Consider the following 13,648-nt stretch of genomic DNA (forward strand, 5'->3'; position numbering starts at 1 on the left):
GCCCCTGCAATTGCAGAGGCTCATATAAGAGTCGTTAACGCTCTTTATTCCAAGCGCAGTACGCTTTATTAGAATGCCGTGCGCTTGTAGCGACGGTAAACTGGCTGCCAGAAGTGCTGGTCAATCGCTTGTTGCAGTGCTTCTTCAGTGATCTCTAGAGCAACGCCCTGTTCAATCGCCTTTTTACCTACCGCAAGAGCAATTTTCTTAGATACCGTGTGGATCTCTTCCAATGGTGGAAGTAGAGCACCTGTGCCATTGATTGCTAGTGGAGAACACGTAGCAAGTGCACGGCTTGATTCCATTAGCATTTCGTCAGTGATGCGTGAAGCATTCACAGCCAATACACCAAGGCCAATACCTGGGAAGATGTAGCTGTTGTTACACTGAGCGATTGGGTAAGTTGTGCCGTTGTGAACGACTGGCTCAAATGGGCTACCTGTCGCAACAAGTGCTTGGCCATCAGTCCAACGAATAATGTCGTTTGGCGTCGCTTCAACACGGCTTGTTGGGTTCGACAGTGGGAACACGATAGGGCGTTCACTGTGTAGGTTCATCTCTTTGATGACTTCTTTGCTGAATAGACCTGGAGCACCAGACACACCAACCAATACGGTTGGTTTCGCGTGGCGAACTACGTCTAGTAGAGAGAAACCAGTGCCATCGCTTTCCCAGTCTTTGGTGTTTTCGTTGGTTTGAACCAGACGCTGTTGGAAATCAAGCAGGTTTTGCATGCCTTCTTGTAGCAGACCCCAACGGTCAACCATGTAAACTTGAGAGCGAGCTTGTGCATCGCTGATACCTTCAGACACCATTTGAGCAATGATAGCTTCAGCAATACCACAACCTGCAGAACCCGCACCTAAGAAGGTGATGCGTTGATCTGAAAGTTTGCTGTTTGCTGCTTTACATGCTGCAAGTAGAGAACCAACCGTTACGGCTGCTGTGCCTTGGATATCATCGTTGAAACAACAGATGCGATCTTTGTAGCGCTCAAGCAGTGGCATTGCGTTCTTTTGTGCGAAATCTTCGAACTGAACTAATGCATCAGGCCAACGGCGTTGAACCGCTTGGATGAACTCTTCAACGAATGCATCGTAGTCAGCACCCGTAATACGAGGATGACGCCAGCCCATGTACATTGGGTCAGCAAGACGTTGAGGGTTGTTAGTACCCACATCGAGCACGATTGGTAGCATGTAAGCTGGGCTGATACCGCCACAAGCTGTATAAAGTGCTAGCTTACCAATTGGAATACCCATACCACCGATGCCTTGGTCTCCCAAACCAAGAATACGCTCACCATCCGTAACCACGATAACTTTAACGTTGTGGTTTGTCGCATTATTCAGTAGGTCATCGATACGATCGCGGTTCGGGTATGAGATAAACAGACCACGGCCACGACGGTAAATATTTGAGAAGTTCTCACATGCTGCGCCAACTGTTGGCGTATAAATGATAGGCATCATTTCAGAGATGTGGTTTTGAACTAAACGATAAAAAAGCGTTTCATTAGTGTCTTGGATGTTACGAAGGTAGATATGCTTATCCATATCACTTTCGAAGTTACAATATTGTTTGTATGCACGTCCTACTTGCTCTTGGATTGTTTCGGTTGTTTCCGGTAACAAACCTTCAAGGTTGAAAGAACTGCGCTCTTCAGCAGAGAATGCGCTGCCTTTGTTTAGAAGAGGTGTACTTAGTAGAGCAGGACCAGCATAAGGGATATATAGAGGGCGTTTATCGTTGTTCATTGGATGCCTAATATGGGAGAAAGGGTTACTAAAAAATGATAACGGTTTAGTTATTCAATTGTAAATAGTTTCTCCGCGATCTGAGCAAACAAAATGATATTCTTACCTCTGTCCCACACTTATCGAATTTCAACACGATAATTCGTTATACTTCGCTCACACTTTTTCGCTACTCGCCATTTTATGTCATTACTTCCCATCGATGCTTATCAAAACGTATTCCACGAACAAATCGCTAATTCTCACCTTGTCGTAGAGGCGGAAACCGGATCAGGTAAATCAACGCGCCTGCCACTTTGGGCCTCTCAACATGGACGAGTGTTAGTGGTGGAGCCAAGACGCATCGCGTGTACATCACTGGCTAAATATCTCGCGCAGCGATCAGGCGAGAAGTTGGGTAGCAAAGTGGGCTATGCGATTAAGCTTGAGTCGGAATACAACGAGCAAACTAACGTTGTTTTTGTGACGCCCGGTATCGCGCTGCGTTGGTTATCAGAAGATGGATTAGCTAGTTTTGATGTGATCGTGGTGGATGAGTTTCACGAGAGGCGCTGGGACATTGATCTTCTGGTGGCGATTCTGAAACAAAAAGCGAGCCATCGTTTGGTGATCACTTCAGCAACCATTGAGGGTGAGCGCCTTTCTCATTATTTGGATGCGAATCGCATAAGCTGTGAAGGGCGAACCTATCAAGTTGAGATTGAGCACAGAGCGAATGAATCCAGAACACTGCCTGATATCCGACATCTAGAGCAGCGTATCGTGGAAGAAGTTAATCATCAGTTGATCGCTTCTTCTGGCGATATGTTGGTTTTTCTACCGGGTAAAAAAGAGATCGTGCAATGCGAACAAGCCTTAGCGAAAAATCCAGATATCCAAGTTGTTAAATTGCATGCGTCGGTCAGTGATAAAGAGCGAGATTCAGCGTTATCGGGTCGGAATATCCATACTGAAGGTAATGGTTTGAGAAAGGTCATCCTTGCGACCAACGTTGCAGAAACCTCATTAACCATTCCTGACATTGGCGTGGTGATAGATTCAGGATTAGAGAGACGCACCGTTCAGCGTAATGGCAGAACCACACTGATGCTTAAATCCATATCACGAGCGAGTGCCAAACAGCGAGCTGGCCGCGCGGGTAGGGTAATGGATGGCGTTTGCGTGCGTCTATATGGTGAACATGCGGCGTTAGAGTTAGTCACACCGCCTGAATTGCAGCGTGAAGAGCTGACTGAACCTATGTTGGCCGCAGCATGTTGTGGATCTCCGCTTGAGAGCTTGTCCTTCCTTGACCCTATTCCAGAGAAATCACTCAACAGTGCAACTCAAACCTTGCTGACGATGGAAGCGATTAACGCCGACCATCAAGTTACCGAGCATGGTAAAAAGCTGTATCCGTTGCCGATTGATGCTTTGTATGCCGATATCGTTACTCGAATCAAAACCAAAGCATTAAAAGAGGCGATGGTTGATCTCACTGCGGCGCTGTCCGTTCCTGCTCGCTTGTATCAGTTACCAAACAATGCAGAACATCTTGAAGCGCTCGCGCAACAAGAGAAGGAAGGGTGTGATTTAAGCCTGTTGATTCAGATTGTGCGCGGTCGAGAATATCCGCATTTAGACATCGACCAACAGGCTCTGAATGAAGCTCAAGGATTGGCGAAGCAAATGCGGGAGGTATTTGAACTTCCTCAGCTAGAAGTCGCGTCACGTTTCCAACGCATTGAATTGCTCAAGACCATTGTGAATCTGCATCCTGAACTGGTGTTTGTGCGCCGACTGAAAAGGAAAGAAGCCTTTGCCAATGGTGTTTTAGAAGTGGTGCTCGGTCGTCAGAACCGTTTCCCTGATAATGCACAAGCGATGTTGGTGTTGGATACTCACAGCTTGCCGGGAAGAGGCGTTAAGCAAACACTGACCTTAGCGACGGTCACGACACCCATTCCTCTTGAGCTTCTCATTGATGCTGAACTAGGAGAGTGGGAGCAAGGCGAAACCGTTGTGAATGATGATGGTGTTTTTACCGAGATGGCATTGGTGTACGCAGGCCGCACGATTACAACCAAACTCGTCGCCGCTGAAGGGCAACTATCGTTAAAACCTATCGTCGACCTTGTGTTAAATGGAGAGCAGCTTCCCGGTTTTGCAAAGGCTCGCACTCAAGAAATCAAACACTGGCAGTTGTATGTGAAACTTGGTCTCGATGAACAAACTAAATACACACCAGAAATTGAGAACATTAACTTTGAGCTATGGTTTATAGAGCAGCTTGAAGTACTAGGTGTTACTGATGTCAGCGAATTGGAAATGTTCGATCATGCAGACATACCGTTCGATGGCATTCCAACTTGGCTCTACTCAGAATTTTCGGAAAAATACCCGTTTGCATTGAGCCTTGCCGACTTGCAACTCGATGTTGAATACTTGCCCGCAAGAAAGCTGATTTACGTCCATTATCAGTCGGGTAGCCGAAAGTTATCGCCAAAACGTTGGGAGCTACCGACATGGTCTGGTTGGCGTATTCAGTTCAAAAAAGCGAGTCGAATAATTGATATCAAATAGATGGATAAGTTTTATCTCTAAAATATTAATCAAATAGATGCATATATGATTTTTCAGTGCTTATTTTGTTACAAGTTTGATTTTTATATTCCTTTTTAACCAATCAAAAGGTCATAAAAGACTATTCTTCTATATCCTATTGCTATAAAGAAAGAGTTGATAGATATTGAGTATATTGTGTTGCCAAAGTGTCGGGGGACATCATGGATAAACAGGAAGAGACGCGTGTAGAGTTCGATTACACAACATTTCTTGGCGCCTCATGCAGTAAAAAATGGACTTTTCTGGAAGCACTCACCACAATTGCGCCAGTGTTCAGTACCGTCTGGCGAGATAGCATTAAAGAGTTGGGCACCCCAGAGGATCGTTTATGGCAGATGGCATTGAAATCAATGTCGACGCGTAAAAGTGATGAGTCGAACATTGTTACCTTACTCAAGCTCGCTAAGCTGGAAGGGATCAATGAGCTCAAAGTGGTGATGCCATATTCACTTGAAGAAGAGCAGATCGAGTATATTGAATCGCGCAGTCATTTAGTGATTGCGGGTAATTCTGGAGAAGAGTTCACGATTAAGCTGTAACTTCAGCTCGCCTATAATCTCTCTCGAGGAATAGTAAAAACGTACACGTAAAAAGGGCCTCAAATATTGAGGCCCTTTTAGTATCTAAAACTTGAGTCTACGAGCTTATTAGCTTTCGAGCTTTTTATTTTGAGATTAAGCGATTAAGCAATTAGCAATTAAGCGACTAGTCGATTAGACCATAGTCAGCGCGCAGTACATCGATGATCTCTTGCTTAGGATTTTCGCTCAGTACGATCTCCGCACCTGTGATTTTCGCTGCGATATCAAGGTAAGTGCGAGACAGAGACATTAGAGAATCCAGTGGAAGTTCATTGTCACGAGCCAATGCTTCACGTTCTGGCATACGCTCTTTATTCAAAAGAATGTCGGCATCAGGGAAGTAGTTAAGCAAGAACTGACGGAAGCCTTCTTTTGAATTCTCAACGATGTTGCCGTTGTTATATTCCTGAGTATCCCAAATGCGAGATGAATCTGGAGTACCGACTTCGTCCATGTAGATAAGCTTTTCTTTGCCTTGAGCATCGTTGACGTAGCCAAACTCAAATTTGGTATCAACAAAGGTTTGGTCTACTTTTGCTAGCGCTTGGCTGATTACGTTGAAGCCTTCTTTAAGAAGTTTTTCGTAATGCGCGATGTCGCTTGCTTGAGTAAAGTTGAATGCTGCGAAGTTATCTTCGATGTTGTTGCGTGTGATGTTCACATCGTCAGCTTCTGGAACGCCAGGAATACCTTTCAGAATCCCTTTTGTTGAAGGCGTGATCAGTAGCTCAGGCAACTTCTTGTCTTTCTCAAGGCCTTCAGGCATCTCGATACCACAGAATTCACGTTCGCCGTTTGCGTATGCACGCCACATTGAACCAGTGATGTATTGACGACAAATCGCTTCGATCATGACTGGGCGAGCTTTTTGTACAATCCATACGAACGGGTGAGGGATATCAAGAATATGACTGTCAGCAAGTCCGTTGTCTTTAAACAATTTGAACCAGTGGTTAGAGATAGCATTCAGAGCCGCTCCCTTACCTGGAACACCTTTAAGATTCCCTTCACCACGCCAGATACAATCAAATGCAGAGATACGGTCACTGATCACCATGATTGCTAAAGGCGCATCTGGTGCTACATCGTAGCCTTTCTCTTTAATTAGTCGTTGGCTATCTTCTTCAGTTAACCAGTAGACCGAACGAACCTTGCCACTGTGGACAGGTTTATCAGTACGGATTGGTAGGTCATCATTTACGGCAAGAACTTGGTCAGCAAGGCTCATTTAGACATTCCTATCTTTTATCAAACGTCATACAGAGAAGTGCGGTGTGCACATGATTAGACGGGCATTATACCCAATCTACTATTTGCTTCCAGATAAAAAGCAAACGATTGCTAAATCTGTTGTTTAAATAAAAACCCCCGCCTAACAATCCGCTAAAAAATGGGCGAATTGTAGGGCAGGGGAAGGCAGTATGTTTGGACTGTGTTTTGGCGAATTGTTTCTTAAGTTAAATTAAGTTTGTTAGCTAAAAGATTAAGCTATGTTTGTGGACCATGTTTTTGAGCCAAAATGTTATTAAGCAAGGTGGCTTAGTGAATACGCTCTGAATTTGCATCCATAAAGAAGACTTCACATTGAAAGCGTAACCCTAATGTTCTTAGGTACTGTTGGCTGAACTGATCAATCGATGCACTTGCAACAATCGCGCTCGCATTCTTAGAGCGGATTGCTTTCTCGACAGTCTCTACCTCAGTCATTTGATGAGAGGCTTTCATATGAATAACGCGGTCGCAGCAAACATTATGTTGCTTAAGCTGCTTAGCCGATGGTCTTGGTGTTTGAGCCGTAAACAGTAACCACTGATGTTGATTGGACAGCAACGCCATTCTTGCAAACAACGCTTCCTCGTTTGAATTTTTGCTTTTACGAGAAACTGATGTAAATGCGCAGTGAACTAGCGGGCTAGAGTGTTGTGCTTTAACGTGTGCTTGAATCATTTTGCTGTCCTTATATACATGCTGTATGTGTATACAGTAGTTTTAGTTACTTATAAGATCAAGCGTTTTTTGCGGGATTATTGGACGATTTCGTCTGAGGTTATGGATGGTAAATGATTAAATCATTGAAAGTATTCGATAAATTAAATTTGAATGAATCTGCTGTTTTGTATCATAAGTTGAATAAATGTGAGCTTTATACAGGTGTATACACTGGTTTTTGCAGAAAAGTACTGTATATACCTGTATAGAAGAGAGAACAAAGAACAAAGAAGAAAGAAGAAAGAAGATCTAAAACCACAGGCACAAAAAAAGCGCCTTAGGCGCTTTCTTATATTTCACGGTGTTGCTTATCTCAATGTCGCTTGGGAGAGTTTTGCTCTCATTTCCATTTCACCAATATTGAACTGGCGAACATCAATGGTTGCAATATCATTGCACTCGTTACATGCATGATGACACTTACCATCTAGGTAGTCGTGCTTTTTAACTAGGCTTGGCTTTTTGCACCAATCACAAACGCCTTCTATTGTGAACATATTCTCTCCTCACCTGTTTAAGTCAGGTGTATTTTCGGCGCAAATTATGACACAAGTAAGACCCATTAGTTAATAGTTTGTTACCCATTTTTGAGAGGGGGATCGATTGCAACACCAATAAAATCGATATCTTTGAGATCTAGGAAAATGAAGATGTGTGTTTGTTTACGGTTTTGTAACATTTTGTAAAATGGTTTTTAGCGCATTGTTCAAACGTTTCATTTCTTCGTCACATCCGTGACCATCTGGATGGTAGATCTTTGATAGCTGTTTGTATCGGATCTTGATGCTTTTCTGGTCGGGGATTGAGCTAGGTGTGTAGCCAAATAGCGCGCAGGCCACCTGCAAATTACTCAGACCTTTGCTGTTTTTCTGCTTCTTCAATTCGTGGAACATAGTGTTCAGCTGGCGTTTTTGCTGCTTAATCGTAAGGTCCTTCGAGCTAAGCTGCGCTTCAAGTGATTGTTGTTGCTGTCGCGAATCACCCGACTTTAGAGCTTGTCTTTTTCTTGAGATAACGAGCGTCGCAATAATGCTGATGATTGAAATCAACACGGCCAACGCAGCACCAATCATATAGTCAGAGCTAGTTAGGCTAGAACTGGAGAGGTTAGAGCGTGATGCTTGGTTAGATTGAACGTGCTTAGATACCCCCTGACTGGTGTCTATTTCAGAGTCGATGCTGTCATCGAGCTGTTCTATTGAAGAGATCTGTTTTGCACGTTGCTGGTTGAATTGTGCTTCCAAAACGCGGTTGTAGCCGTCTTCTGCTTGTGGATTATCTTTTAAGGCTGCTTCATACCATAGCTGCGCTTTATCTAATGGTTGAAGGAGGTCTTGTTCTAGCGAGGATTCGTAGAGTTTTGCTACCTCGATAGGCGCGCGCTGGTTACCTTGCAACGCTGCTTTGATAAACCATTCCAAAGCAAGTTTGTTACTTTGTTCAACACCTGTTCCTGCCAAGTACCATTCACCCAGTCTAAATTGCGCGTTTGGGTTGCCGTTTTCTGCTGACTGCGTGTACCAATACAATGCATCACTGGTGCTAACAGGAACGTCGACACCCGACTCATAAGCTTGAGCTAATTGGTATTGAGAAACTGGATCTTGAGGTTGTGATTCTAGTGAAAATTCATCACTGCTTGCTGCGTGCACGAAATGTGTGGTGGACAACGGTATCGTGGAAAAGATGAGGGCTAGAAATAGAGCTCTAAGAAATGATGAGGGGGGAAAATTGGACACGATAAACAATGGGACCTCATAGTTAAGTCTAATACGATATGTGGTTGTCAATTAAGTCGTATCTTCTTCGGCGAGTGATACGACTAAAGTAATCACTATCAATACCCTAAGCCAATGTGCATCGGCTCTATGATTTAGTTATCTTTTTAGCTGCCTGGGTACCGCCAACTGGTCGATTAACAGACAATTTACGACCTTTCTTCAAACCAACTTCATAATCGGCGGTGAGGTTTTTCATCGCTTCTCTCAGTTGCTGCTTGAACGTTTCACGGTCGATATTTTTGAATTCTTTATCAATGTAGTTATTGATCTTGTTGTTTGATTCGTCGTCGGGAGTAATGGTTGGTAGCTTTTCAAGCGCACCTTCAACCCAGCCTGAAACAAACGAGTTCACGCGGCGTGTCACTTCTAAGGACCCTGTGCCAGAGCCAGCAAAGCTATTTCTGAATTGGCCGGTGTGTTCATTCAGTTCACGATAAATGATATCGAAAGCGAACGCTGCGAAGATCGCGCGGTCGGCTTCACCAATGAACTCAACACGCTTGAGGCCTTTATGATTCAGCAATACGGCTTCTACGCCAAATTTGGTGTTGATACCGCGAATAACACGCAGCAGTGTAGAACTGATATTTGCAGGTAACAGGTGACTGGACTGAGTTTTCCCCATCTTGATAAATTCAATATCGTCTTTTTCGAGACCATATTTCAGCATCAAGTTATGCGCCATTTTTATCGCATTGGCAGCTTCATTGACGTTCGCAGAATTTCCAAGCTCAAGACACTTGGCAATTTTCTTTAGGGCTTTTTTCTTATCCATCGACAATTTAATCAGTACCGCAAATTTTTAAAAGTCCAACATTTTACATGTTTTCGCGGGTAACAGAAAGGCAAAACTGGTTTGATGAACAAGGAAGGCGGTGAACATTGAACTGCATGAGCCCAGTTGGCGGTAAAAACAAAAACGCCATCAAGCGTATTGATGGCGTTAGTGACACGTTTTTTCAATATGTCTAGAGCATTCGTAAACTAGATACCCAGTTCATCGAGTAGATCTGCCGCAGAATCATTGCCAGAGCTTTGAGCTGGCTTGTTCGCTTCTTGCATTTTTTTCTGAGTCGCCTCAATAATGCTATCTGGACATTCGTCTTCTGCGATTTCAAATTCTTCTAATTGAATGAACTCAGTCTTATCCATCGCAAGCTCAAGGTAGAAGATGTTGTTATTAGCGGTAGAGAAGGTCACACGACGAGCTTGTGGACGGTCGAGATTGGTATCAACAGAAAGGTTAACTTGCTTGTTCAGAGCCAGCATTTTCGGTTGGTTTTGTGTGATGTTGGTTTGCAGCTCTTTGCGGATTTTATTGGTGAAATCGCCAACTAATTGGTTCATCAACTCACCCAATACATCACCCACTTCGTCTGAAGTATGAAGCACAGCAAGCTCGTTTTCAGGCATGCCCATATTGCGCATGTAATTGGTGTAGATCTCTAGCGCTGCTTTGGACGTAAAATTAATAACAACGAGACCAGAAAAGCCGCCGTCAAACAGAACGAAGCAACCAAAATCTGGCTTTAGGCTTGTCTTGTTGATCTTTTGAACCATGGCTGAATAGGACACCTGAGAAGCCGTCGCTGAAGTCAGTACGCTTGAGACTGATTGGCATAGTTTAAGAAGGATATCTTCAGTTGTGACTGTTTTGTTTTTTTTCATTGTGATGTGCTCGTGGAGATGTCTTAAACAAAATGTTATTCAGTATATTGTTACTGAATTAAGACGAAAGTGACTATTTCTCCATTTTTGCACTGAGATTCTGATTTGATCACCTTTTTATATGATCTTAATAGTAGTAAAGTGACGAAATTCAAAGAAAATTATTATAAATCTCAGATAACCCAATGCTGATAGGATCAGCGAAGTAGGGGCAGGAAGCAAATGTTACCAAGACTTCAACTCAATGCTGATGTCGATCCAGTTGTCGTACGCTTTTTAGATGAACTAAAAACAGCGGGCTTTACTGGCGACATTGAATCTCAATATTCTAGCCGTTTGGCTGTGGCGACTGATAATAGTGTCTATCAGCAATTGCCGCAGGCGGTCATCCTTCCTAAAACAACGCAAGACGTTGTGCTTATCGGTAAAGTGGTTTCTAAATCCGCTTACGAACGCGTGACTTTTTCCCCTCGTGGCGGCGGTACCGGAACCAACGGACAATCTTTAACAAAAGGTGTCGTGGTTGACCTGTCGCGATACATGAATAAGGTTCTTGAGATTAACGAGAAAGAGGGCTGGGTAAGAGTTCAGTCTGGTGTCGTTAAAGATCAATTGAACGACGCTGTTCGCCCTTATGGTTACTTTTTCTCTCCAGACCTTTCTACCAGTAACCGAGCAACCTTGGGTGGCATGATCAATACCGATGCTTCGGGCCAAGGGTCATTGAAGTACGGCAAAACGTCTGACCATGTATTGTCGCTGCAAGCGGTGTTCGCAGATGGTTCATGTCTAGAATCTGATTTATCACACGGCTTACCTGTAGAGGGTGAATTCGCTCACCATGCACTTGCGGTGACAGAGGCGGTTTGTCGAGACAAACGCGCTCAAATCTTAGATAAATTCCCTCCGCTGAATCGCTTCTTAACAGGCTATGACCTAAAGAATGCAATCAACGAACAAGATGACAGCTTTGACCTAACTCGCGTTCTATGTGGCGCTGAAGGTTCTTTAGCATTCATCACGGAAGCAAAGTTAAACCTAACCAAGATTCCAAAAGCGCGCACACTGGTTAACGTGAAATACAACACGTTTGATTCTGCGCTGCGTAATGCGCCGTTCATGGTGGAAGCGAAAGCACTGTCTGTTGAAACGGTAGATTCAAGAGTATTGAACCTAGCGCAGCAAGACATCGTTTGGCACACCGTGAGCGATTTGCTGACTGATGTTCCGAACAAAGAGATGCTTGGCATCAACATGGTTGAGTTTGCAGGCCAAGATGAAGCGGAAGTTGAACAGCAAGTTCAAGCGCTGACTGCACGCCTTGAAACCATGGTTGAAAGCGAAGAAGCCGGCGTGATTGGTTTTCAAGTTTGTAGCGATTTGGCGAGCATTGGCCGAATCTACAACATGCGTAAGAAAGCAGTGGGTCTGTTAGGTGCGGCGAAAGGCCGAGCTAAGCCAGTCGCTTTTGCTGAAGATACTTGTGTACCACCAGAAAACCTCGCGGATTTCATCTCTGAATTTAGAGTGTTACTCGATTCAAAAGAGTTGAATTACGGCATGTTTGGTCACGTTGACGCGGGCGTATTACACGTTCGTCCAGCATTGGATCTGTGTGACCCGATGCAAGAAGCATTGATGCATGAAGTCTCTGATGAAGTGGTTAAGCTGGTGGCGAAATACGGCGGTTTAATGTGGGGCGAGCACGGTAAAGGTTTCCGTTCTGAGTATGGCCCAGACTTCTTTGGTGAAGAGCTGTTTACCGAATTAAGACGTATTAAAGCAGCATTCGACCCGCACAACAAGATGAACCCAGGCAAGATCTGTACGCCTTTAGAAAGTGACGCTGAATTGGTGAAAGTCACCGATACCAAGCGTGGTTTCTACGACCGTCAGATCGACGTACAAGTTCGTGACAGCTTCAAGCAAGCAATGGAATGTAACGGTAACGGCTTGTGTTTCAACTACGATACTAGCTCGCCAATGTGTCCTTCAATGAAAGTTACGGCTGACCGACGTCACTCACCCAAAGGCCGCGCAGGCTTGGTAAGAGAGTGGTTGCGTCAACTGACTGAACAAGGCGTTGATATTCTCGACCTTGAGCAAGAAGCGTTGAAAGACAACACACCCGTTAAGACTATGATTGAGCGTGTTCGCAATACGATGAACAAACGCCATGAGTACGATTTCTCGCATGAAGTTCATGAGGCGATGAACGGTTGTTTGGCGTGTAAAGCGTGTGCGAGTCAATGTCCGATCAAAGTCGATGTACCAAGTTTCCGTTCTCGATTCTTGAACATCTACTACTCGCGTTACCAGCGCCCTGCAAAAGATTATCTAGTTGCCAACATTGAAACCATGCTGCCGCTGATGGCGAAAGCGCCAAAAGTAGTCAACGCTGCATTGGGTCAACAGTGGATACAAACCGCAACGGCTAAAACGGTCGGTTATGTTGATGCACCATTGATGTCGGTGCCTACGCTAAAAAATCGTTTGGCGAGTAAAGAACTGCAACTCTTCGACTTACAGTACTTAGAAGGCTTGTCTCCTGAGCAGAAGAAACAGCATGTACTTATCGTTCAAGACCCGTTTACTAGCTTTTATGATGCAGAAGTAGTTGAAGACTTCGTTACTCTGGCTCAGAAGCTTGGTAAAACACCGGTACTACTGCCGTTCAAACCCAATGGAAAAGCGCTGCACATTAAGGGCTTCTTAAATCGTTTTGCTCGTGAGGCGAAATCTACATCGGATTTCTTGTCGATGGTGGCGGATATCGGTATTCCTTTGGTGGGTGTTGATCCTGCTCTGGTGCTTTGTTATCGCGATGAATACGTCGAGATCTTAGGTGACAAGCGTGGCGACTTTGATGTGCTCACCGTGCATGAATGGTTAATGCCATCGTTAGGTGAGTTCGAAGCGCGCTCAGCAAGTGAAGAGATGTGGTACTTGTTCGCTCACTGTACTGAGAAGACCAAAATGCCGAACGCTGAAAAAGAGTGGGGCGCTATCTTCAAACACTTTGGTGCTGCGTTAACCAGCGTTCCTGTCGGCTGTTGTGGTATGGCGGGTACTTTCGGCCATGAAGTGGATAAGCTTCAAATGTCGAAAGACATATATGGTTTAAGCTGGAAGCCTCAAATGCAGGACTTACCAAAAGATCGTTGTTTGGTGACGGGTTATTCTTGCCGTAGCCAAGTGAAGCGTTTTGAAGGTGAGAAGCTTGCTCATCCATTACAGGCGCTAGCAAAAATTCTTTAATACATTTAGC

Annotated in this window: 10 protein-coding genes; 3 read left to right on the forward strand and 7 right to left on the reverse strand. The window is 44.4% G+C overall.

Translation table 11 applies throughout. From position 1 onward, the window contains the following. Positions 1 to 68 precede the first annotated feature (68 nt). A complete protein-coding gene (locus tag A136_RS18350; RefSeq protein WP_017059764.1) occupies positions 69 to 1,757 on the reverse strand; it encodes an NAD-dependent malic enzyme in 1,689 nt (562 codons plus the stop codon). Positions 1,758 to 1,940: 183 nt separating this feature from the next. Between A136_RS18350 and A136_RS18355 the strand changes: the two genes are divergently transcribed. After that, positions 1,941 to 4,319: a helicase-related protein gene (locus A136_RS18355; protein ID WP_029235147.1), complete on the forward strand. Its 2,379-nt coding sequence runs from the start codon at positions 1,941 to 1,943 to the stop codon at positions 4,317 to 4,319. A 203-nt stretch (positions 4,320 to 4,522) separates the two neighbouring features. Then, positions 4,523 to 4,900, forward strand: coding sequence for a hypothetical protein (locus A136_RS18360; protein ID WP_017059766.1), 378 nt, complete (start codon positions 4,523 to 4,525; stop codon positions 4,898 to 4,900). A gap of 166 nt (positions 4,901 to 5,066) precedes the next feature. Here A136_RS18360 and A136_RS18365 read toward each other — a convergent pair whose 3' ends face one another. The 6 genes from A136_RS18365 to A136_RS18390 all read right to left on the reverse strand — a co-directional run bounded on the left by A136_RS18365 (position 5,067) and on the right by A136_RS18390 (position 10,380). Next, positions 5,067 to 6,170 (reverse strand): phosphoribosylaminoimidazolesuccinocarboxamide synthase, encoded by a 1,104-nt coding sequence (locus A136_RS18365; protein WP_017055177.1) that lies wholly within the window; start codon positions 6,168 to 6,170, stop codon positions 5,067 to 5,069. A 311-nt stretch (positions 6,171 to 6,481) separates the two neighbouring features. Then, entirely contained in the window at positions 6,482 to 6,889 is a 408-nt protein-coding gene (locus tag A136_RS18370) for a SulA-like leucine-rich domain-containing protein (RefSeq protein WP_017055178.1), read from the reverse strand. Positions 6,890 to 7,239: 350 nt separating this feature from the next. Further along, positions 7,240 to 7,428: a hypothetical protein gene (locus A136_RS18375; RefSeq protein WP_017059767.1), complete on the reverse strand. Its 189-nt coding sequence runs from the start codon at positions 7,426 to 7,428 to the stop codon at positions 7,240 to 7,242. 165 nt (positions 7,429 to 7,593) lie between these two features. Continuing rightward, complete coding sequence (locus tag A136_RS18380; protein WP_029235148.1) at positions 7,594 to 8,679, reverse strand: tetratricopeptide repeat protein; 1,086 nt, start codon at positions 8,677 to 8,679, stop codon at positions 7,594 to 7,596. A gap of 118 nt (positions 8,680 to 8,797) precedes the next feature. After that, positions 8,798 to 9,487: a DUF2786 domain-containing protein gene (locus A136_RS18385; RefSeq protein ID WP_017059769.1), complete on the reverse strand. Its 690-nt coding sequence runs from the start codon at positions 9,485 to 9,487 to the stop codon at positions 8,798 to 8,800. A gap of 209 nt (positions 9,488 to 9,696) precedes the next feature. Beyond that, a complete protein-coding gene (locus tag A136_RS18390; RefSeq protein WP_017063592.1) occupies positions 9,697 to 10,380 on the reverse strand; it encodes a DUF3334 family protein in 684 nt (227 codons plus the stop codon). A 222-nt stretch (positions 10,381 to 10,602) separates the two neighbouring features. On the opposite strand from A136_RS18390, the gene ydiJ reads away from it, so the two are divergent. After that, a complete protein-coding gene (gene ydiJ / locus A136_RS18395; protein WP_017063593.1) occupies positions 10,603 to 13,638 on the forward strand; it encodes a D-2-hydroxyglutarate dehydrogenase YdiJ in 3,036 nt (1,011 codons plus the stop codon). The last annotated feature ends 10 nt before the right edge of the window (positions 13,639 to 13,648 follow it).

It is taken from the genome of Vibrio crassostreae 9ZC13 (assembly GCF_000272045.2).
In the GTDB taxonomy this organism is placed as follows: Bacteria; Pseudomonadota; Gammaproteobacteria; order Enterobacterales; family Vibrionaceae; genus Vibrio; species Vibrio crassostreae_C.

Excerpts from the sequence above, each read along its gene's own strand:
- A136_RS18390 (WP_017063592.1), bottom strand. The coding sequence starts at position 10,380 with ATGAAAAAAAACAAAACAGTCACAACTGAAGATATCCTTCTTAAACTA.
- A136_RS18355 (WP_029235147.1), top strand. The coding sequence starts at position 1,941 with ATGTCATTACTTCCCATCGATGCTTATCAAAACGTATTCCACGAACAA.
- ydiJ (WP_017063593.1), top strand. The coding sequence starts at position 10,603 with ATGTTACCAAGACTTCAACTCAATGCTGATGTCGATCCAGTTGTCGTA.
- A136_RS18365 (WP_017055177.1), bottom strand. The coding sequence starts at position 6,170 with ATGAGCCTTGCTGACCAAGTTCTTGCCGTAAATGATGACCTACCAATC.
- A136_RS18375 (WP_017059767.1), bottom strand. The coding sequence starts at position 7,428 with ATGTTCACAATAGAAGGCGTTTGTGATTGGTGCAAAAAGCCAAGCCTA.
- A136_RS18360 (WP_017059766.1), top strand. The coding sequence starts at position 4,523 with ATGGATAAACAGGAAGAGACGCGTGTAGAGTTCGATTACACAACATTT.
- A136_RS18370 (WP_017055178.1), bottom strand. The coding sequence starts at position 6,889 with ATGATTCAAGCACACGTTAAAGCACAACACTCTAGCCCGCTAGTTCAC.
- A136_RS18385 (WP_017059769.1), bottom strand. The coding sequence starts at position 9,487 with ATGGATAAGAAAAAAGCCCTAAAGAAAATTGCCAAGTGTCTTGAGCTT.
- A136_RS18350 (WP_017059764.1), bottom strand. The coding sequence starts at position 1,757 with ATGAACAACGATAAACGCCCTCTATATATCCCTTATGCTGGTCCTGCT.